Annotated in this window: 22 protein-coding genes, 2 tRNA genes and 1 pseudogene; 12 read left to right on the forward strand and 13 right to left on the reverse strand. The window is 69.5% G+C overall.

The features are described 5' to 3' along the window. Positions 1-51 precede the first annotated feature (51 nt). From HS104_06930 to HS104_06950, 5 genes and pseudogenes are all read right to left on the reverse strand, one after another. Positions 52-1,128 (reverse strand): SCO family protein, encoded by a 1,077-nt coding sequence (locus tag HS104_06930; GenBank protein ID MBE7479703.1) that lies wholly within the window; start codon positions 1,126-1,128, stop codon positions 52-54. Between the two features lie 13 nt (positions 1,129-1,141). Then, positions 1,142-2,845, reverse strand: a pseudogene (locus HS104_06935) (cbb3-type cytochrome c oxidase subunit I). 91 nt (positions 2,846-2,936) lie between these two features. After that, on the reverse strand, positions 2,937-3,464 hold the full coding sequence (locus HS104_06940; GenBank protein MBE7479704.1) for a cytochrome C oxidase subunit II: 528 nt from the start codon (positions 3,462-3,464) through the stop codon (positions 2,937-2,939). A 10-nt stretch (positions 3,465-3,474) separates the two neighbouring features. Further along, positions 3,475-3,624, reverse strand: coding sequence for a hypothetical protein (locus HS104_06945; protein MBE7479705.1), 150 nt, complete (start codon positions 3,622-3,624; stop codon positions 3,475-3,477). Next, positions 3,617-5,167 carry a hypothetical protein gene (locus HS104_06950; protein ID MBE7479706.1) on the reverse strand — a complete coding sequence of 517 codons (1,551 nt, stop codon included), beginning with the start codon at positions 5,165-5,167 and terminating at the stop codon, positions 3,617-3,619. The genes HS104_06945 and HS104_06950 overlap by 8 nt, the downstream gene beginning before the upstream one ends. Before the next feature lie 58 nt (positions 5,168-5,225). Here HS104_06950 and HS104_06955 point away from each other — a divergent pair, with 58 nt between their 5' ends. Next, complete coding sequence (locus tag HS104_06955) at positions 5,226-5,711, forward strand: Rrf2 family transcriptional regulator (GenBank protein ID MBE7479707.1); 486 nt, start codon at positions 5,226-5,228, stop codon at positions 5,709-5,711. Positions 5,712-5,748: 37 nt separating this feature from the next. Here the strand turns inward: HS104_06955 and HS104_06960 are convergent, their stop codons facing one another. After that, positions 5,749-6,159 (reverse strand): c-type cytochrome, encoded by a 411-nt coding sequence (locus tag HS104_06960; GenBank protein MBE7479708.1) that lies wholly within the window; start codon positions 6,157-6,159, stop codon positions 5,749-5,751. Positions 6,160-6,470: 311 nt separating this feature from the next. Here HS104_06960 and HS104_06965 point away from each other — a divergent pair, with 311 nt between their 5' ends. Further along, complete coding sequence (locus HS104_06965) at positions 6,471-7,589, forward strand: radical SAM protein (protein MBE7479709.1); 1,119 nt, start codon at positions 6,471-6,473, stop codon at positions 7,587-7,589. On the opposite strand, the gene HS104_06970 is transcribed toward HS104_06965, so the two are convergent. Further along, positions 7,579-8,301: a Crp/Fnr family transcriptional regulator gene (locus tag HS104_06970; GenBank protein MBE7479710.1), complete on the reverse strand. Its 723-nt coding sequence runs from the start codon at positions 8,299-8,301 to the stop codon at positions 7,579-7,581. The genes HS104_06965 and HS104_06970 overlap by 11 nt on opposite strands. Positions 8,302-8,377: 76 nt before the next feature. On the opposite strand from HS104_06970, the gene HS104_06975 reads away from it, so the two are divergent. From HS104_06975 to HS104_06990, 4 genes are all read left to right on the forward strand, one after another. Further along, positions 8,378-8,695: a metal-sulfur cluster assembly factor gene (locus tag HS104_06975; GenBank protein MBE7479711.1), complete on the forward strand. Its 318-nt coding sequence runs from the start codon at positions 8,378-8,380 to the stop codon at positions 8,693-8,695. Further along, positions 8,692-9,729 carry a hypothetical protein gene (locus HS104_06980; GenBank protein MBE7479712.1) on the forward strand — a complete coding sequence of 346 codons (1,038 nt, stop codon included), beginning with the start codon at positions 8,692-8,694 and terminating at the stop codon, positions 9,727-9,729. Before HS104_06975 ends, HS104_06980 begins: the two co-directional genes overlap by 4 nt. Beyond that, positions 9,729-10,256: a DUF2478 domain-containing protein gene (locus tag HS104_06985; GenBank protein MBE7479713.1), complete on the forward strand. Its 528-nt coding sequence runs from the start codon at positions 9,729-9,731 to the stop codon at positions 10,254-10,256. The genes HS104_06980 and HS104_06985 overlap by 1 nt, the downstream gene beginning before the upstream one ends. 85 nt (positions 10,257-10,341) lie before the next feature. Further along, on the forward strand, positions 10,342-10,695 hold the full coding sequence (locus tag HS104_06990) for a hypothetical protein (GenBank protein ID MBE7479714.1): 354 nt from the start codon (positions 10,342-10,344) through the stop codon (positions 10,693-10,695). A gap of 85 nt (positions 10,696-10,780) precedes the next feature. Here the strand turns inward: HS104_06990 and HS104_06995 are convergent, their stop codons facing one another. Next, entirely contained in the window at positions 10,781-11,617 is an 837-nt protein-coding gene (locus HS104_06995; protein ID MBE7479715.1) for a hypothetical protein, read from the reverse strand. Between the two features lie 40 nt (positions 11,618-11,657). Further along, a tRNA-Pro gene (locus tag HS104_07000) sits at positions 11,658-11,731 on the reverse strand. A gap of 127 nt (positions 11,732-11,858) precedes the next feature. Between HS104_07000 and HS104_07005 the strand changes: the two genes are divergently transcribed. After that, the gene (locus HS104_07005; protein MBE7479716.1) at positions 11,859-12,191 is read left to right on the forward strand and encodes a hypothetical protein; all 333 of its coding nucleotides are present in this window, start codon (positions 11,859-11,861) and stop codon (positions 12,189-12,191) included. Between the two features lie 6 nt (positions 12,192-12,197). Here HS104_07005 and purT read toward each other — a convergent pair whose 3' ends face one another. Beyond that, on the reverse strand, positions 12,198-13,379 hold the full coding sequence (gene purT, locus HS104_07010) for a formate-dependent phosphoribosylglycinamide formyltransferase (protein ID MBE7479717.1): 1,182 nt from the start codon (positions 13,377-13,379) through the stop codon (positions 12,198-12,200). Positions 13,380-13,523: 144 nt separating this feature from the next. Here purT and HS104_07015 point away from each other — a divergent pair, with 144 nt between their 5' ends. From HS104_07015 to HS104_07035, 5 genes are all read left to right on the forward strand, one after another. Next, positions 13,524-14,051 (forward strand): fasciclin domain-containing protein, encoded by a 528-nt coding sequence (locus HS104_07015; GenBank protein MBE7479718.1) that lies wholly within the window; start codon positions 13,524-13,526, stop codon positions 14,049-14,051. Positions 14,052-14,107: 56 nt separating this feature from the next. Beyond that, the gene (locus HS104_07020) at positions 14,108-15,436 is read left to right on the forward strand and encodes a L,D-transpeptidase (GenBank protein MBE7479719.1); all 1,329 of its coding nucleotides are present in this window, start codon (positions 14,108-14,110) and stop codon (positions 15,434-15,436) included. Positions 15,437-15,454: 18 nt separating this feature from the next. Beyond that, a complete protein-coding gene (locus HS104_07025; protein ID MBE7479720.1) occupies positions 15,455-15,901 on the forward strand; it encodes a gamma-glutamylcyclotransferase in 447 nt (148 codons plus the stop codon). 15 nt (positions 15,902-15,916) lie between these two features. After that, positions 15,917-16,897: a hypothetical protein gene (locus HS104_07030; GenBank protein MBE7479721.1), complete on the forward strand. Its 981-nt coding sequence runs from the start codon at positions 15,917-15,919 to the stop codon at positions 16,895-16,897. A gap of 67 nt (positions 16,898-16,964) precedes the next feature. Continuing rightward, positions 16,965-17,891 (forward strand): hypothetical protein, encoded by a 927-nt coding sequence (locus HS104_07035; protein ID MBE7479722.1) that lies wholly within the window; start codon positions 16,965-16,967, stop codon positions 17,889-17,891. A gap of 133 nt (positions 17,892-18,024) precedes the next feature. On the opposite strand, the gene HS104_07040 is transcribed toward HS104_07035, so the two are convergent. From HS104_07040 to HS104_07050, 3 genes are all read right to left on the reverse strand, one after another. Continuing rightward, positions 18,025-18,098, reverse strand: a tRNA-Pro gene (locus HS104_07040). A 45-nt stretch (positions 18,099-18,143) separates the two neighbouring features. Continuing rightward, on the reverse strand, positions 18,144-19,127 hold the full coding sequence (locus HS104_07045; GenBank protein MBE7479723.1) for an electron transfer flavoprotein subunit alpha/FixB family protein: 984 nt from the start codon (positions 19,125-19,127) through the stop codon (positions 18,144-18,146). 14 nt (positions 19,128-19,141) lie between these two features. Beyond that, a complete protein-coding gene (locus HS104_07050; protein MBE7479724.1) occupies positions 19,142-19,972 on the reverse strand; it encodes an electron transfer flavoprotein subunit beta/FixA family protein in 831 nt (276 codons plus the stop codon). Between the last annotated feature and the right edge of the window lie 42 nt (positions 19,973-20,014).

Consider the following 20,014-nt stretch of genomic DNA (forward strand, 5'->3'; position numbering starts at 1 on the left):
GCCTCCGTCGCCGCGCCCCCCACCGGTTCGGTCGGGGCGCTCGGGTCCATCTCAGGCGGAGGGCTCCTGGACCAGCAGCTTGAGCGCGTCGACCAGCCAGCGCTCCTGGCGCTCGCCGAGCGTGAGCCGGTAGGCGACCTGCCCCAGCTTGTCCACGACGATGAACAGGTTGGCGTGGTCGATCTCGCCGTTCATCGGGTTCTTCGAGCGAGCGATCTCCAAGGCGTCGAGGGTGGCATTCACCTTGGCCGGCTCGCCCCAGAGCAGGCGGTACTCCGGGGCCTTCACCTGGTAGCGGGCGGCCGTCTTCAGCATCACCGGCTGCTTGTCGTGCTCGGGGTTGAGCGTGACCGCGACCACGCGCACGATCTGGCGCTCCTCGGGGGTGAGCGCGTCGAGACCGCGCTTGAGCTGGCCCATGATCAGCGGGCAGGTGTGGAAGCAGGTGGCGTAGATGCCCGTGACCACGACCACGTTGCCTTTGAGCGAGGCGAGCTCGGTCTCGTCCCCGTTCTGGTCGAGCAGGGCGATCGCCGGAGCAGGCTTCGCCGTGCGGAGCTTTTGTGCGGGGAAGGGCGCGGCCGCCTGGGCGGTCTTCTCGCCCAGGCCGACCAGCGAGACCAGCGCCATGCTCACCAGGGCCGCCGCCGCGGCCAGGTACGGCAGCATGGCCCGGCGCCGGCTGCGCAGCGCCTCGCGCACCTGCTTGCCCCAGACCACCGCCAGGACGGCGCACATGGCCGCTGGCTGCGCCAGGAAGATGGCGATGTAGCTGGTCTCGAACTCCCCGGTCTGCTGGTTCAGGCCGTAGCACCAGACGCGGAACTCCTCGGCGAAGGCGCCGACGCCGCTGTCGCTCTTCGGGATCACCAGCATCAGGAGCTGGAACAGGTCGAAGGAGAGCAGCACCGCCAGCATCAGCACCGGGAAGCGCCAGGACGAGAAGAAGACGTGCAGCGCCGCCAGCGGCCGCGGCAACCCCGAGGCGTCGTCCTTGGCCAGGGCGCTGGGCGCGAGGCGTCGCTCGGCCGCCTCGCAGCGCGCCCCAGCCGACTCCGCGGCGCGCTCCTGCCCCGAATCGCTGGGCGTTCCCTGGTCGGGGCGAGGTGTGTCCGCGGAGTTGGTCATGAGCGGGGTTCCTTCAACGGACGTGCCAGACGTCCGCGAGCGCCTTCCAGTTCGCGAAGTAATAGACGGCGAACGAGACGAGCAGGACCAGGGTGAGCACGAACGTGCCCGGGGCCTTGTGGGCCTCGTCACCGTGGTGGTCCGACTCCTTCTCGATCACGTCTGCGGCTTTCTCTTGTTCAGCCATGTTCCTGCCTCCTCACCAAGCCGTCATCTTGCCGTCGATCTTCTTGCCGAAGAACACGGCGAGCACCGTCGGGACGACGTACATCAAGAGGCCCGTGAAGGCGATGATGCCACCGATGCCGACCATCGCCAGCCACACGTGCACGCTGGCGTCGTAACCGGCGGCGTGCGTCGCGCCGGTGAACTCGATGTCCCAGTGGCGTCGCGAGACGCCGTAGGAGCCCGCGAACGACATGCCGAACGAAATCAGCACGATGCCCAGGGCGAACACGTAGGGCTGAGCCTTGCAGACGGCCCGGAGCGGGTACTCGCGGCGGAAGATCAGCGGGACCACGTAGTAGGTCACGGCCATGAACGCCAGCGTGGTGCCGCCCACCACCGTGGAGTGGAAGTGGCCGGGGATGCGCAGGGTGTTGTGGGCGATGATGTTGATCTGCTCGGTGCCCAGCGTCACGCCGGTGATGCCGCCGATGAAGCCGAAGATGATCAGGCTGAGGAAGAAGCCCGAGAACCCCGGGTTGCTCCAGGGCGCGGCGCCCAGCCAGCCGAACAGGCCCTTGTCGTGGCCCTGCTTGCGCAGCGCCACCTCGACGGAGGCCGGCACGGTGTAGCCGTGGATCATCGAGGCGAGCACGGCGAGGTACATCGCGTAGGAGGTGTTCCAGATCTTCCAGCCGGCGCTCACGCCCGGGTCGACCAACAGGTGATGGGCCGAGGCCAGGTTGATGAACAGGATGTAGAACAGGAAGGCGACGCGGGAGACGCCCTGGTTCAGCACCTTGCCGCCGACGGTGATGGCGCTGAGCAGGTACCAGACGCTGACCATCGCCGCGACGTTGATCTGTTGCGACGGGTGGCCCAGGCCCCAGAACACCAGGCGGTACACCGCCGAGTCCATGTTGGGGATGACGCCGAGGGCCCAGAGCCAGGTCGGGATGTAGATGGCGGCGCCGTGGAGCAGCGTAGCCACCGCGATGATCCCGGCGGTGATGGCGCCGAACACCACCAAAGGCACCGAGCCCTTGTAGGTCTTGTCGCGCTTGGCGATGTAGATGGTGGCGAAGAAGTTGATCACGCCGATCAGCGTGCCGACCGCGAACAGGATGACGCCCAGGTAGTAGAGCTGGTGCGCCTTGAGCGGCGCGTACGACGTGAACATCACGTCGGCCTTGCCGGTGAGCACCATGGCCGCGACCAAACCGCCGCCCACGACCATCATCACGAAGCTCACCCAGGCCGCCGACGCCGACGCCAACCTGCTCTTCAAGAGCACCGTGCCGGCGAAGTAGAGCACCGCGATCTCGAAGAAGATGATCCAGAGGATCAGCATCGAGAGGCCGTGCAGCGTGACCAAGCGATAGTACCACTCCGCCGGGAGTAGGTGGACCGCGGGCCAGCGGGTGAGCGCGATGAGCAGCGCGGCGACGCCGCCGATGAGCAGGCAGACGACCGCCGCGACCGCGTTCAGCTGGATGAACTTCTGCGCCGTCAGATCGACGGTGAAGCCGGTGGTGCCGCAGATGCGGCTCATGCCCGGCAGGTGGTTGCCCTTGGGCTCGGCCGTGTCGGCCGGGGTCTCGGCGATTGCGCCTTCGACAGTGGGATCCATCGTCGTCATGGGCTTACTCCGTCACGATGATCTTGCCGGTCATCTGGTGGTGTCCGATGCCGCAGAACTCGTTGCAGATGATCGGGAACTCGCCCGTCATCGTGGGGGTGATGGTGAGCACGTGGTCGTAGCCCGGCAGGATCTGGAAGTTCATGTTGATGGGCAGGAGCGAGAAGCCGTGCTGGATGTCCATCGAGGACATGTGCAGCCGGTAGGTCTGCCCCTTGCGCAGCTTGATGATGGGGTAAAACGTCCACATCTGCGCTTGCAGGTAGGCGTCGCCGCCGGGCGCGGGCTCGACCACCGGGATGCCGCCTTTCTCGTCCACCTTGTTCGAGGCGACGAAGCTCTGGACGCGGGCGCCGAACTTCGCGGGCTCGACGGCGTAGGCTTCGCCGGTGCTGTTCTGCTTGCCCTTGAAGTGCCAGTACGGCATCGCCAGGGTGAGCACGATGCACCAGAGCAGCGCGAGCCCAATCCAGGCGCGCTCGGTCCCCGAGGGGGCCTTGAACCAATCTGCGGGCGGGGCTGTGATTCCCATTGGTCTCTCCTCAGGGCAAGAGCGCGGGCTTCAGGTTCTGGAGCTCGACCAAGCCCCAGACCGTGTAAGAGATGATTGGCAGCAAGACCCCGAGGGCGAGCAGCAGCCAGGGGTTGTCGAGCAGTCTCTGAATCGGATGTGTCTGCTCTGGTTCAGCCATTTGACCCTCCAGTCCTCTGATTGAGTTCGAATCGATCCCCCGCTCCGGCGCGGGTCGAGCTTTGGGCGTGGGCCGGCGCGGGCACCAGGAACGAGCCCGGGCCCACGAGCTCCCAGGCCGAGACCTGGGCGCGCTGGCGACGCAGGAACGCGCCCACCACGATGCCAAGGAAGAGCAGGCCGGCGACGATGGCCAAGAGGCCGCCCAGGCCCATCACGCCGAGGCCCAGCTTCTGCCAGACGCTGTGCGCGTTCTGCTCGGCGCCGTAGAGCTTGCGCCCCATGCCGTGCGCGCCCGCCAGCGCGAAGCCGACGGCGAACACGCTCTGCCCGACGCCGAACAGCGCGGGTTGCAGGTGCGCCGCGCGGCGCGCGAGCCGCGAGTCGCGCACCGGCACGCCGACCACCTCGAGCAGCGGGTAGCTCGCCGCCATGAACGCCACCGTCACGCCGCCGATGGAGGCGTGATAGTGGGCCGGGATCATCGTGGTGGAGCCTCGGATCAGGGCGCCCAGGATCCAGCCCAGCGTCGTCAGGCCGGCGCTGGCGAAGAAGCCGATCAGGCGCGGGTCGCGCAGATCCGCGCGGGAGAGCGTGCCGTCGCGGAAGCCGCGCACCACCGCCGCGACGCACAGCACGAGTAGGATCGAGGCTGGAGGGAAGATCCCCCAGCGCATCAAGAGTGTGAAGCCCTCGCGCGCCGCGACGTCCTGCATGCCGCTCGCCGCCAGCAAAGGCGCCAAGGTCCAGGGCAAGAGCAACAGGCCGAAGAGCGCCGCGGCGACGTTGCGCGAGACCGGCGAGCGGCCGAGCACGCCGGAGAGCAGGATCAACCAGACGCTCAGCATGGCGGCGGTGCTCGCGAGCTGAAGCACGTGCCCGCCGCCCCAGTTGCCGAGCTCGTAGAGGGTGGCGGGGTCGAGCCCGCTCGGGCGCCGGAGCCAGGTGGCGGCGAAGGTCAGCGCCGCGATGCACAGCGCGATGCCGGTGGTGCGGAGCCCGGGCACGGCGGCCGCCGGGACGGAGAGCACGCTGCCGGGGACGGGCTCGCTCGGCAGGAGCCGGCGATCGACCACACTGACCAAAACACCGGCGGCGAAGACCAAGAGTCCAGCGCCGAAGGACCAGTGGTCGATGACGGGTACGTAGTTTGCAAGGATCGGCTGGGCCCCAGGTGCGGCCGCGGCGACGAGCAGCATGAGCACACCCAACGCGGAGACGTACACGCCGGCTCGGCTCGCGAGCGAGCTTCGCCCCGGGCGTGGCAGCAAGAAGAGCAGCGCCGCCGCGAACGCGTAGACCCAGACCAGGAGCGAGAGATCGACGTGGACGACCAGGCAGCGACGGAAGAACGCGGGGTCAGTGACCAGGCGAGAGAACACCGGCGCGCGCGCCACGACCAAGAGCAGCGCCAGCACGCCGGACAGGAGCAGCGAGCCGACGGCGAGCAAGACCCAACGGCGGGCTCCGGCAGCCTCGGGCGACTCGCTGTGACTTCGTTCGATCATGGCCGGGATCTCGGCGGGCTTGATGTCTATGGACATCGTGGTCTATTGATGGGGTAGGTTTCAACGCTGGGTTTTTTGCGGAGTGACATCGATCATGCGGAAGTCAGCCAAGCCCGCCGGCAAGCGCCGGCTCGGGGTCGTCGCACGCGAAGGGATTGCGCCCTTGTCCCAGACCGCCGAGTACGCGCTGCGCGCGATGACGCGCCTGGCTCAACAGGGCGACCAGCCTGCGCTCCGCGCCACCGACCTCGCGGTCGATACGCACGTGCCGGTGCACTATCTGTCGAAGGTGCTCCGGCGGCTGGTGGCGGCGGGCCTGCTCACCTCGCAGAAGGGCCACGGCGGCGGCTTCGCGCTCTCGCGGCCGGCCTCGCAGATCCGCTTCGCCGACGTGCTGGGCGCCATGGGCGAGGCGCCGGTCGGCGGGCGCTGTGCCTTCGGTTGGGGCAACTGCGACGCGAAGCGGCCTTGCCCGCTCCACCCCGCTTGGTCCGTCTTGAACGACGCGCTTCAGAGCTGGGCGAGCCGGACCACGCTCGCCGACGTTTCGAGCGCTCCCGAGCGCAAGCGCCGCGGCTGACCGCGGCGCCGGCGCTTCCGAGCGGGAGCCACGGAAATCACTTCTTCATGCCGCGGATGAGCTTGACCAGCCCGTCCGCCAGGGCGTCCTTGCCCCGGAGGTCCGGGTTGCCGGGCATCGCGGCGCTCTTGCCCACGGCCGCGCCGCCCTCGACGATCGCCTTCTTGAGCTCGTCGTCCTTGACCGAGTCCTGCCAGGCCGCCTCGGTGAAGTTGCGGGGCTTCGGCGTCAGCGCCGAGCCGCCGGGACCGTCGCCGCCGCCGGCCTCGCCGTGGCACACGACGCACTTCATCTTGTAATACGCCTTGGGGTCGTCGCCGCCGCCCGCGGCGGCGGTGGCCGCGCCGGTGGTTGCGCCCACCGCGCCGCCCGAAGCCTTGTCTTCCTTGCTGCAGCCCACGCTCAAGAGCAGCGCGCCGCTCGCGACCAGAACAATCCGAAAGTCCATGATGTTCAATTCCTCCGAGTACTCCCGCCCGGCGCGACTTCTTACGCCAAAGCGAGCGGCCTGTGGGGCCGCGGGGGCACCCTAGCTGACAAGCGTCAGGAGTTGGGAGGCTTCGCTGGCGCCGGCCCGAAACCCGCGGATAATCGAGCCAATCCGTGACACCGCCCTGCGCAAGACCTGCGCGGCGGGGGCTGATCGCCGCAAGCCTCGCGCCGATTTCACCGCCGTGAGGTCGTGGGTCCCGCCAATGGCTCGATAGGGCACACCTGAGCGCGCGGGGCACGTGGATTGCAGAACGCCGCGAGACCCCCTTGGCAAAATTCGACGAGCATCCGTTCATCGCGATCTGGGAGACGACCCAGGCCTGCGATCTGGCCTGTCAACACTGTCGCGCCTGTGCGAAGCCCGGACGCGACCCCCGCGAGCTCGACACGGCCGAGGGCAAGCGCCTGCTCGACAGCTTCGCCGGCGCGCACGTGCCCTTGGTGATCCTCACCGGTGGGGATCCGGCGAAGCGGCCCGACTTGCTCGAGCTCGTCGCCTACGGGCGCTCGCGTGGCTTGCTCATGGGGCTCACTCCCAGCGCCACGCCGTTGGTGACCACGGAGCTCATCGCCGAGCTCGCCCAGGCCGGGCTCTCGCGGCTCGCGGTGAGCGTGGACGCGCCGACTGCCGCGGTGCACGACGCGTTCCGCGGAGTCACCGGGAGCTTCGAGCTGTCGCTGCGCATCCTGCGGGACGCGAAGGCGCACGGCATCGGTACGCAGATCAACACCAGCATCCACGCCGGCAACATCCACATCCTACCCGAGATGGCGCGCCTGGTGCGGGACACGGGCTGCGTGCTCTGGAGCGTGTTCTTCGTGGTGCCCACCGGACGCGCGGGCCTGCGCATGCTGCCGAGCGACGCTGCGGTGGAGAGCGCCCTCGAAGAGCTGGCGAGCATCGCTGAGCGCGAAGACTTCGCGATCAAAACCACGGCGGCGCCGCACTACCGGCGCGTGCTCGCCCAGCGCAAGAAGGCCACGGGCACGGCCGCCGACTACGGCACCCACGGCAAGCTGGGCCTCAGGGTCAACGACGGGCGCGGCTTCCTGTTCGTGTCGCACCGCGGCGAGGTGTTTCCCAGCGGCTTCTTGCCCATCCCCTGCGGCAACGTGCGCAAGCAGGACGTCATCGACATCTACCGCACGAGCCCGGTCTTCCAAGCGCTGCGCGATGCCGATCGGCTGAAGGGCAAGTGCGGCGCCTGCGAGTACGCCCGGGTGTGCGGCGGCTCCCGGGCGCGCGCCTTCGCGGTCACGGGCGACTACCTGGACTGGGACGGCCTCTGCTCCTACGTGCCGCCGGGTTATCAGGGCGATTTCGCGGAAGATCAGCGGGCTCGTCGCGCCCTGCTGGGGACGACGCTGTCCGTGGTCAACGGCTGAGCGTCAAGAGAGCTTCGCCGCTCTCGCCGCCGGCAGCGGCCTTCAGGCCGTTCATGTCGTGCACGGTGAAGCCGTGCGGCGTCGTCACGAGCACGCCCTCGCGCTCCCAACGGGTCATCACGCGGATGGCGGTCTCGAACGAAGTGGCCACCAGCTCGGCGAGCTCTCGGCGCGACAGAGCCACGGGGATGCTGTGCGAGCCGTCGTCGAAGTCGTCCCCGAAGCGGTCGTAGAGCTTGACCAAGAGCGTGGCCAGCCGAGACTCCACCGAGCCGGCGGACAGCACCTCGACCTTGTCGTGCAGGGCGGTCAGCTTGGTGTGCATGGCGCACGCCATGCTCATCGCCAAGGGCGTGCTCTGCGCGCTCGGATCGGTGAGCAGCGAGCCGGGGATGCTGATCACCGTCGCCGACTCCGTCGCGACGATGGCGTCGGCCGGGTAGGCGATCTGGCGCAGCACGGCCAGGTCACCGACCGTGTCCGGGGGGCCGAAGATGCCGCAAATCGACGCGCGGCCGCGCGCGGCCGGGCGCACGACCTTGATCAGGCCGCTCTTGATCACGGTCAACGACTTCGCCAGGTCACCGGCGCGCCAGAGCACCTCGCCGCGGGCCAGCGTGCGGGTGGACGCGGCGGCCGCCATGCGGTCCAGGAGCTGAGGCTCTGCCCCGGACAGAGCCTTGGCTCGCTCGATGAACTCCCGGACGCCCATGACCCGAGCAGTCTACCCGCTGGTCTCCTGAGTTGCACCCTTCCCATTTCGCCGGCCCGCCGGCAGGCTTTTGTCCATGACGGCCGAGCCGAGCCAGAGCGAGCGGGTCTGGGCCGCCCTGCGCCGCGTGGACGATCCCGAGCTCGGCATCAACGTGGTGGATCTGGGGCTCGTCTACGCCGTCGCCGTGGAGGGCAAGCGGGTCGACGTCCAGATGACGATGACCAGCCCCGCGTGCCCGCTCGGTCCGTACATCACCGAGCAGGCGCGTCAGGCCATCGAAGCCGAGCTGCCCGAGCTCGAGAGCATCGAGATCGAGCTGGTCTGGGAGCCGCCTTGGCATCCCGGTTTGATGGCCGAGCACGTCGCTGGCGCGTTCGGCTCCGGCCGATGAAGCTCGGACGCCTGCCGTTTCTGATCGTCGCCGCGCTCTGCCTGCTGTCGGGCATCGGCGCGGGTCTCGCTCGCCTCGGCGTCGTCCTGCCGGCGCCCGTGCTCTCGGTCTCCGCGCTCCACGGCCCGCTGATGGTGTCCGGCTTCTTCGGTGCGCTCATCGGCCTCGAGCGCGCCGTTGCGCACGGCAAGGCGTGGGCCTACTCCGCGCCGCTGGCTGCGGGCGCCTCGGGTCTCGTGGCCCTGTCCGGCCAGGTCGGCGCAGCCGCGTGGCTCGCCACCGGCGCGAGCGCGCTGTTCTTCGCCGTCAGCGTCGATCTGACGCGACGCCACGTCGCCGACTTCACGCTCGTGCTCTGTCTCGCTGCCCTGGCCTGGTGCGCTGGCAATCTGGGATGGGCGCTGGGCAGGCCCTGGATCGTGCCCTGGTTCATCGCGTTCTTGGTGTTGACCATCTTCGCCGAGCGGCGCGAGCTCGGCCGTGTGCTCGCGCCCGGACCGAACGCGGGGCGGGCCTTCGTTCTCGCCGTTGCGGTCGTCCTCTGGGGCGCCGCTCTTTCCCCGCGGCTCCTCGGCCTCGGCCTCGCTGGCGTCACGCTGTGGCTCGCCGTCTTCGACGTGGCTCGCCACACGGTGAAGAAGCGTGGTCTCACCCGCTACATGGCCGTAGCGTTGCTCGCCGGCTACTTCTGGCTGGGTGCGGGCGCGCTCGGCATGCTCTGGGCCGGCGCGGACACGGCGGGCGCCCGCTACGACGCCTTCGTGCACGCGCTGATGCTGGGCTTCGTGTTCTCGATGGTGTTCGCCCACGCACCGGTGATCTTCCCCGCGGTGCTCGGGACGCCCTTGCCGTACAGCCCGCTCTTCTACCTGCACCTCGCACTGCTCCAGCTCTCCCTCGCCGCGCGCATCGCGGGAGACCTGCTGGGCCACGCCGGACTGCGCCAGCACGGCGCCATCGGCAACGCGCTGACGCTCGTGCTATTTCTACTCGTCACCCTGCGCGCAGTGCTCAGGGCCAGGAGAAAGCCCTGATGTCGAGCTGGTCGGCCATCGTCGGAGCACCCGGCACCGAGAAGGGGCGCGCAGCGAAGAAGCTCGCGGAGCTGCTCCAGGCGCGCGGCCTGCGCGTCACCGGCTTCGTCCAGGAGGACGTCTCCGACGCCAGCGGCGAGACGGTGGGCTGGGACATCGTGAGCGTCTCCGCTCCGGAGAAGGTCGGGATCCTCGCGCGCACGTCGAGCGAGCCCGATCTGTGCGGCTACGCCTTCCGGGCCGCCGGCTTCGCCTTCGCCAAGGAGCTCGCCTCCGAGAGCGCCGACGTCGTCATCGTCGGCGGCGTCGGCAAGCTGGAGGCCGCGAAGCAGGGCCACTGGCCCGTCCTCGCCGAGCTGATCGCGCGCGCCGACGGGCCCCACGTGGTCGCCTGCATTCGCGACAACTGTCTGTCCAGCGTCGCGCTCGCGCTCCCGGATCCGCTCGACTACGTGGAGCTGCCCTGCGACGACGCCGCGCTCGCGGAGCTTGCGGAGCGCCTGTCCACGGCGCTCGCGAAGCGTTGACCTCGAACTGCGCGCCGTCCCGCCGAGACTGCCCAAGTCGAGTCCAGCTGGCCCCGAACTTGCCGCCTCCCGAGCAGAGGCAGACATGGCCCATCGAAGCGCGAAACGGCTGCGCGTGGCAGCGCTGGTCGCGCTGGCGTTGCTGGCGCCGGCTGTCGTGCACGGAGACCGGACGACCGAGGCTCGGGATCCCGAGGCTCCGGTGTACTGCGTACAAGCCTGGACCGAGGCGCGCTACCGCAACTACGGCTACGACCACATCGTGCATCTCTACAACGGTTGCGCGTCCTTCGCGACCTGCCAGGTCTCGACCAACGTGGCCCCGAAGCCCATCGTGGTACGCATCAAACCCGCCGCGCTGATCGAGATCCTGAGCTACCGCGGCTCGCCGAGCACGGAGTTCGTGGCCCGCGTGACCTGCGTCCTGGACGAAGAGTAGCTCTCGCGCACGTGCGGCCAAAACACGCCGGGGCGGCGGGTCGCGGAACTTCGAGCGCGGAGACCCTGCGCCGCGGCGCCGCGGGCTACTTGCCCGCGAAGATCCAGGACGCGCTGCCGTGGGAGAGTTTCTGCCACTTGGCGTAGGCCAACACGGCGCCCAGCCGGATCTGCTTCTGGTCCTTGTTGTCGCCGATGCCGGTTAGCACTGCCTGGAGCACGTACCCTTCGGGGGCCATCAGCTGCTTGGTCATCACCAGGGGCTCGGAGCCGGCTCGGCGCAGCTTCTTGCCGAAGTAGTTCTCGGAGTAGCAGGCCAGCACGAACGATGGAATGGCGGCGGGGCTCTCGGCGCGCTCCGGCAGCTCGAGGCCGTCCATCAAGCGGTTGTGCCCGACGTAGCCGGTGACGTGCACGGCGACCTCGCGCTTCTGCGCGCCGTCGTCGATCACGAGCTTCTCGCCGCCGGTGGCGCTCGCCCAGAACCCGCTCACCGCCTGGTCGATGCGATCGCCGTGCACGGCGTCGAGCACGACGATCTGCTCGAGCTTGCGGCTGAGGCCCCAGCGCTTGCCCGGGATGCTCCGGCGGTAGACGGCACGCTCGAGCACGACGTCATCGAGCTTGCCCAGGCTCAGGCGCTCCCAGCCGCTCGACTTCATTTCCAGAAAACGCCGCGCTCCGAACACCGCCCCCCAGTACACGTTGTGGCTGAGGTTGCCCGGCCGGCCGGCGATCTTGCTGCCGCAGTCGATTTGGTCGTTCGAGCACAGGGCCACCCGGACGTGGACCACGAGCGGCTTGCCGGCGGCGAGGTCGGCGCGGGTCTTGGAGCGGTCCCAGTCCTGGGCCCGCGCGCGGGCGGTCAGGAGCAGGAGGGCGGCCAGTAGACAGAGGCAGAAGAGGCGGCGCACGACCGGCATCGGGGCAGACCCGATGACTGTGACCTGCCTTGGGTTTTTGTCGGGGCGGGCAGATTCGAACTGCCGACCTCACGGACCCGAACCGTGCGCGCTACCAAACTGCGCTACGCCCCGCCTCCGGCCGGGGCCGGAAGGGCGCGCGAACATGAACAATGGCGGAGGTCATGTCAAGCACTCCCGCGAAAATCCGTGTAATTTTTCCGGCGGAGGTGACTTGGGACGCTGGCTCTTCCTGAGTGCGATGATTGCGGGAGCCTGCGTCAGCGGAGGAGATCGCGCGCCGCCGTCCGCGGGCGTCCCGCCGCCCGCAGCGGGCACCACCGCCTTGGTGGGCGCATTCCGCGGCCCGTACACCATCCTGGGGGTGTGCGGGAACTGCGAGACGCAGGACCGCTTCTACGACGAGGGCAGCCGGCGCGAGGTGAACGTCCTGCTCCGAGCTTCCGTGCCGGGGCACGAGCGCGTGCAGGCGCAGACACGCTGTCGGGCCCTGGGACGCTGGCTCGATCACCCGGGGAGTTGCGGCGAGGGGCAGTGCCGCTCTTTCGTGGTGGAAGCGGTGCGGGCGCCCTGACTCAGCTCACGGTGCGACCGGCCTCACCGCCGCGGCGGCCAGCTTGGCGCGTTCCCGTGCGAGCTCGACGGAGTCGGCGCGGGCGAGGGCCACGCCCATGCGTCGCTTCTTGAACGACTCGGGCTTGCCGAACAGGCGGAGCTCGGTGCCGGGTACGGCGAGCGCCTCGGCCACGCCCTCGAAGGCGATGCCCTTCTGCTCCAGGCCGCCGTAGACGACCGCGCTGGCGCCGGGGGTGCGCAGGCTGGTGTCCACGGGCAAGCCCAGGATGGCCCGCGCGTGCAGCGCGAACTCGCTCTGGTGTTGCGACACCAGGGTGACCAGTCCCGTGTCGTGGGGGCGGGGGCTCACCTCCGAGAACCAGACCTGATCGCCCTTCACGAACAGCTCGACGCCGAAGATGCCCCAGCCGCCCAGGCGATCGGTGATCTCGCGCGCCATGCCGCGGGCCTTCTCGAGCGCGGCGGGGGTCATCGGCTGGGGCTGCCACGACTCGACGTAGTCGCCGTCGATCTGCACGTGGCCGACGGGCTCGCAGAACGCGGTGCCGCCGGCGTGGCGCACGGTCAGCAGCGTGATCTCGAAGTCGAACTCGACCTCTGCTTCGACGATCACGCGGGTCTGCTTCACGCGCCCTGCCGCCAGCGCGTACTCCCAGGCCAGCTTCACCTGGGAGCGGTCCTTGATCTTGCTCTGCCCTTTGCCGGACGAGCTCATCACGGGCTTGACGAAACACGGCACGCCGATGCCGCCGTCCACCGCAGCCTCGAGCTCTTCGAGCGAAGAGCAGAACGCATGGCGCGAGCTCGGCAGCCCGGCCTCGACGGCGAGCCTGCGGATGCGCTCGCGGTTCATGGTGGTGTGCGCGGCGTTGGCGGTGGGGATCACCTTGGCCAGCCCCTCGGCCTCGAGCTTCACCAGCTCGTCGGTGGCGATGGCCTCGATCTCGGGCACGACCAGGTGCGGGCGTTCCTTCAGCACCAGCTCGCGCAACGCCGCTCCGTTCGTCATGTCGATGACGTGCGCGCGATGCGCCACCTGCTGCCCGGGCGCGTCCGCATAGCGATCGACCGCGATGACCTCGACACCCAGGCGCTGAAGCTCGATCACGACCTCTTTGCCGAGCTCACCGGAGCCGAGGAACATGACCTTGGTGGCGCTGGGCGAGAGGGGCGTTCCGAGTCGCATGGGCCGCTGCTCCCGCTGAGCTTCCCCGGCGTCAATCGGCCAGCCCGGACGGGCATGTAGGTGCGAGTACGACACAAACGAACTGCTCGGTGAAACCAGACATGTCTAATATGGGTATTAGACAAAGTCTCAACGGAGGAATCTATGAAGATCACATCTCGTTTCGCCACGGCATTGGTCATCGCTCTCGGGGTCGGGGTAGCCGGCTGCGGCTCTGACGACGACTCGTCCGAGCCCTCGAACCAGCAGCAGCAGAAGTCGATCATCGAGACCGCGCAGGCCGCGGGGAGCTTCACCACCCTGGTCACGGCGGTCGAGGCCGCAGGCCTGGTGGAGACGCTCAGTGGTCCCGGCCCTTTCACGGTGTTCGCGCCCACGGACGACGCCTTCGCCAAGCTGCCGGCTGGCACCGTGGACACGCTGCTGAAGCCCGAGAACAAGCAGGCTCTCGCCGACATCCTGACCTACCACGTGGTGAGCGGTGACGTGCGCGCCGACACGGTGGTCACGCTGTCCAGCGCCAAGACCGTCAACGGAGCCGACGTCAGCATCAAGGTGATGGACGGCTCGGTGATCCTCAACGACTCGGTGAAGGTCGTGCAAACCGACATCGTCGCCACGAATGGCGTGATCCACGTGCTCGACGCGGTGCTCCTGCCGCCGGAGGGCTGAGGCCGGCGCGCGAAAAAAGCGCTTGATCGTCGTCCGCGCTCTGCTGGAGTGGCCCCATGCGTCCACTGCTTCGCCGGGCGCGGCTCACCCTGGCCGCCACCTCGCTCTGCCTCCCGCTCTCGCTTTCGGCGTGCGGCAGCGACGAGGTGGCCGGCGACGACGGGGAGGGCACCGGTCTCGACGGTGACGACATCGAGCTCGGCGAGCTCGGCGCCGACGACCTCAAGGCCGACGGCAACTGGGGAGCGGCCACCACCTGCAAGGCCATCCCGAACCTGCCGAAGCTGAAGGACCCGCGGATCACCGTCTCGCTCAACGGTCTCACGCTGCACCTGGTCGATCCGGAGACGGGCTACGACAAGGTGTTCCCCATCGGCCCCGGCACCATCAACACCAACGCGGGCGAGACGACGTCCGGCGAGTCGCGCAGCATGTTCCCGGTGCTGAGCCAGGGCAAGCAGGACTTCAGCATCACGCCCGCCACCAGCACCGCCTGCAAGATCTGGTGGACCGACAAGGCCACCGGCGAGACGCTGCCGGTGTTCGCGGGCTTGCCGTTCCTGTCCTTCAGTGGGCCGTACGCCATCCACGGACCGGTCGACAACTACCGCGCGGCGAACGGCGGCAACCTGCGGCGCGGCTTCGTCTCTCACGGCTGCATCCGCATGCGCGCCGAGGACGTGCTGGAGCTCTACGCGCGCATCAAGGGCCTGGCGAAGGTCCCCGTGCACCTGCAGCGGGAGCCCGAGCGCGACGCCGAGGGCGTGCGCGTGGACGTGCCCGATCCGTGGCTGGGCGCGGAGTGCGTGGAGGACTCGGACTGCGTCGATCCCAGCCTGACGTGCAAGACGAACCCGCTGAGCGAGCGCGGCTTCTGCACCAAGTCGTGCACCAGCCTCTGCCCCGACAAGCCCGGCTACCCCACTTCGTTCTGCGTCGCCGATCCGGAGGCCCCGACCAAGGGAATGTGCGTGCTCAAGGAGAACAGCACGAACCTCGGCTGCCGCCCCCTCGATCACTTCAAGCCCCAGACCCAGAAGCGCTTCGGCGCGAGCACCACCACGGCCAAGGTCTGCTTGCCCGGCTCGCCGGGCTGGATCGGCGATCAGTGCCTGGACGCGAGCGACTGCCAGAGCGGCAACACCTGCTTCGGAGCCAGCACCACCGCAGCCGGCGTCTGCACCCGCGCCTGCACCGGCTCGTGTCCCGACCAGGCCGGAACGCCGCTCACCTACTGCGTGAACGACCCCGCGCTCGGCGGCAGCATGTGCGCGCGCAGCTGCACGCCGGCCAGCAACGCCAGCGAGTGCCCCGCTGGCTCGGCGTGCGTCACGAAGAAGCAGGTCGGCTCGACGAAGTCGCGCTCGGTGTGCGTGCCGGAGTAGGCAGCGTCTGCCCACGGCATGACGGTCCCCTACTTCGCCTACGGCTCGAACCTGGGCCAGAGTGCGCTCCGCGAGCGCTGCCCGTCGGCGCGCCAGCTCGGCGTCGCGCGGGTCGAGGGGTTCCGGCTGGGCTTCACCCGCCGCTCCGAGAAGCGCCGCGGCGGCGTGGCGGATCTGGTCCCGGCGCCAGGGAGCGTCGTCTGGGGTGCGCTCTTCGACGTCGGCGACGAGCTCGAGCTGCTGGACCGCTACGAGGGCGTGCCGACGGCTTACCGGCGCGAGCTCTGGAAGGTGACGACGCCGGAGGGGTCTTCGGTGGAGGCCTGGGTGTACGTGGTCGCGCAGAAGGCAGCCGAGATGCTGCCGAGCCGAGAGTACTGGGAGCTCTTGGTGGAGGGCGCGAGGGAGGCGGGGCTCTCGGGCGAATACGTGGCGGAGATCGAACGAATCGCCCACTTGCCCTGAGCTACTCTGGCCCTCGTGTCCTCCCTCGCCGAGCGTCGCGCCCGCGTGAACCGGCTGCTCACCGAGGCTGCATCGCACAAGCTCCTGCGCGCCGGGACGTCCCACGCCCTCGAACGCGCGCGCGAAGCCCACGAGCTCGCGAGCGCGCCGCCCAAGCTCCAGCCGTGGGCCGCGCTCGCCGCGTACCGCCTCGCGCACCTCGTGCTCCGCGACCCGCGCACGCAGGAGACGTTGGAGGAGGCTGACGCGCTCTTCGCCGAGGCGGCGCGGGAGCCCTTGCTCGGCCCGTATCCGCGCATCTATCGGCTGGCCCTGCTCGGGCGGCTGGGCGCCTCGCGCGCGGTCGTCGAGCGCACCTTCGCGGAAGCGGTCAGCGCGCACGACGCCTGGGTGCGCGGGCGCGACGCCTCCGCACCGTCCGTGCCGATCCAGACCGACCTGTTCGCGATGCTCGAGCTCGCCGGCTACTTCCTCGATCTCGACCGAGCGCCCCTCGAAGGGCGCGGCGCGCGGCCGGACGAGCCCTACCTCGGCGACGCGCACTGGCGGCTGGTCGGCCCGGACCCGGGTCTCGCCGACGTCAGCGTCTCCGAGGCGACCGCGCTCGCCGAGCTCGACGCGCTGGCACCGACGCTCGTGCCCGCCTTCGTGTTCCGGCTCCCGCCGGATCGCGCCGGGGCGGTGCTCCGCTTCGCCGAGGGCCCGTGGTTGCCGCTGCCCCATCGCGCCGCGCGTCTGCTCGCGTGTCTGCTCCGACAGCACGCCGCCGATGCCCGACAGCTCACCGTGCGCGTGATGGGCAGCGACGGTCGCGCGCAGCAGACCGCGCTCAGGCAGGTGCGGCACCGCCTGGCCGAACAGCTGCGCGCCCGCGGCCTCAGACTGCCCGACGAGCTCGTCGTCACAGCCCCAGGCGAGCGCCCGCGCCTCGCCCCCGGCCTGGTCGTCTTGGGCGCCGTGAGCGACGCGGGCTACGCCGACACCGACCCGGACTAGCCGAAATCCCCGGCTGTCACGCGCCGGTCACGCCCTCGGTCGCAGCTTGCGATCGAAAGGAAAACCGATGCGCCACTACGAACCCGTCGTCGATGTCTTCTACCGCCCCGAGGTCGCCGCCCCGGATTCGCGCGGGAACTTCTCCAAGAGCCCGACGAAGCCACGCCGCTACGTCGAGTGGCTGCTCCGTTCGCCGCTCGCCTCGGCCACGCGGCTCCGCGAGGACTTCGCGCCGCTCGGCCGCGACGACTTCCTGATCGCCCACGAAGCCGCCTACGTGGACGGCTTCTTCGCCGGCCACGCCCCGCACGCCGAGTCCAACGGGCTCTGCTGGAGCCCAGCCTTCGCCCAGAGCGTCCGCTACACCAACGGCAGCCTCGTCGCCGCCCTGCGCGCCGCGTGCGACCGCCCCGCCCGCATCGCAGTGAGCCCCACCAGCGGCTTCCACCACGCCACGCCCCGCGGCGGCTCGGCCTTCTGCACCTTCAGCGGCCAGGTGATCGCCAGCGTGCTCCTCCATCGCGAGCGCGGGCTGTGCGGCGCTTGGATCGATCTGGACGGTCACTTCGGCAACAGCATCGGCGACTCTCGCGGGTTCGTCCCCGATCTCGACCAGGCCATCGCAGTGAACCTCGACCCGTCCGGCGACCACGCGACCTACCTGGCCGAGCTCGAGGGCGGGCTCGCGCGGATCGGCGAGTTGGTCCTCGCTCGCCGCGTCCACTACGTCGCGTTCGCGCACGGCGCCGACTCGCATGAAGAGGACGACCTGGGCGGCCAGTGCTCGACCGAGGAATGGCTGGAGTCGAGCCGCCTGGTCTACTCGGCCATCGATCGCTGGAGCCAGACCCTCGGCGCGCCGGTGCCGCTCGCTCTCGCGCTCTTCGGTGGCTACCGTGGCGACGATCCCGATTTCGTCCTGCGCTTGCATGGAGCCGACCTGGCTATCGGCCTCGACACGCTCTGCGGTACTTGCCTGGGGCTCGAGCCATGAAGACCGAGCGATTCTTCGTGCGGCCGAAGGCTGATCTGAAGGCCCTGGAGGACGCCATCATCGACTGGATCGACGCGCTGCGCGCCGAGCGGGGCCTGCCGCCGCTGGCGGACAGTCGAAGTGAAGCGAGTAGTCGGGGCGGGCAGATTCGAACTGCCGACCTCACGGACCCGAACCGTGCGCGCTACCAAACTGCGCTACGCCCCGAAGCCCGCGCAGCTCGACGGCTGCGCGGGCGCTAGGTGATGTGGCTCAGCCTTTCTGGGCCTTGTGCTTCTTCAGGTCCTCGACCAGCGCCGGGACCGCCTGGAACAGATCGGCGACCAGGCCGTAGTCGGAGAGCTGGAAGATGGGGGCCTCGGCGTCCTTGTTGATGGCGACGATGGTCTTGCTGCCCTTCATGCCGGCGATGTGCTGGATGGCGCCGGAGATGCCGATGGCGAAGTAGAGGCTGGGCGCGACGATCTTGCCGGTCTGGCCGACCTGCAGATCGCCTGGGCAGTAGCCGGCGTCGCAGGCGGCGCGGCTGGCGCCGATGGCGGCTCCCAGGGTGTCGGCCAGCGGGTTCAGCACGTCGAAGAACTTCTCCTTCAACGCGCGGCCGCCGGAGACCACGATGCTGGCTTCGCCCAGATCGGGGCGGGCGCTCTTGACCGCCTCGAGCGAGACGAACTCGACGCGGCTGGCTCCGGCGCTGGGCGCGACCTTGGCGACCGACTCGACGGGGGAGGAGCCGCCGCTCGGAGCGGCGGGCTCGAACTCGCTCTGGCGCGCGGTGGCGACCTGGATGGCGGTTCCGAGCTCGACGTGGCCGAACACGTTGCCGGCGAACATCGGGCGCTTGAACACGACCTTGTTGCCGCTGACGCTGAGGCCCGAGCAGTCGCCGGCGTAGGCGGCGTCGAGCTTGGCGGCGACGCGCGGGAGCAGGTCCTTGCCGAAGCTGGACGCGCACGCGACGATCAGGCCGTAGGCCTTGCCGACCTCGGCCACCGTGGGCGCGTATTGCTCGCACACGTAGTTCGCGAGGCTCGCGTCTTCGCAAGCCAGCACCTTGGCCGCGCCGAAGCCGGTGAGCTCCGCGGCGGCGGCCTTGGCGCTCGCGCCCATCACGAGGATGGAGAAGCTGCCGCCCAGGGCGGGCAACGCTTGTTTGGCCATCGCGATGGCCGAGTGAGTGGTCTTCCTGACCTTGCCGTCGGCGGTCAGCTCTGCAACGACGAGAATGTCTGCCATGGCTCGTTCCTTCCTCAGATGGCCTTCGCCTCGGTGGCGAGCTTCTGGACGAGCTCGGCTACGTCCTTGACCTTCACGCCGGCCTTGCGCCCGGGGGGCGCCTCGAACCGGACGTACTTGCTGGTGAGCGCCGCGTCGCCGACCAGCTCGGCGAGCTTCTTCACGGCGAGCGGCTTCTTCTTGGCCTGCATGATCGCAGGCAGGGGCGCGAAGCGCACCTCTTCGTAGGGGTACTTGAAGCCCGCGGCCGTCTTCGACGAGTACACGCTGTCCGGCGCCACGATGCGCAGGTCCACGGTGATCACCGCGGGGAACTTCACCCTGAGCGTGCTGACGCCGCCGTCCACCTCGCGCCCGACGAGCAGGCCACCGGCCTCCTCCTTGATCGTCGCTGCGAACGTCGCCATCGGCCAGTCGAGCATCGCGGCCACGGCTTGGCCGACGTAGTTGTTCTCGCCGTCCACGACCTGCTTGCCCATGATGACGAGGTCGGGCTTCTCCTCCTCGACGATCTTCTTGATGGCCAGGGCGACCAGCCGGCCGTCCAGCGCCTCGTCCGTCGTGTCCACGCGGATGGCGCGGTCGGCGCCGGTGGCGAGCGCGGAGCGCAGGTTGGTCTCCGTCTCCGTCGGCCCGAGCGTCAGGGCCACGACCTCGCCCACGCGAACCTTGGGGGCCTTGCCGTCTTCGGTCAGGCGCAGCGCGGTCTCGAGGGCGTACAGATCGAAGGGATTGATCTGCCACTCCAGGCCGGCGGTATCGACCTTGTCGGCGGAGGCAGGGATCTTCACCTTGTTGTGGTTCGCGGGGTCCGCGACCCGCTTGAGCGGGACCAGGATCTTCACGGCAAGCTCCTTTGGTGAGGCCCGCCCACGTTCCTCCCGAGG

Source organism: Polyangiaceae bacterium, assembly GCA_015075635.1.
Classification (GTDB): domain Bacteria; phylum Myxococcota_A; class Polyangia; order Polyangiales; family Polyangiaceae; genus JADJKB01.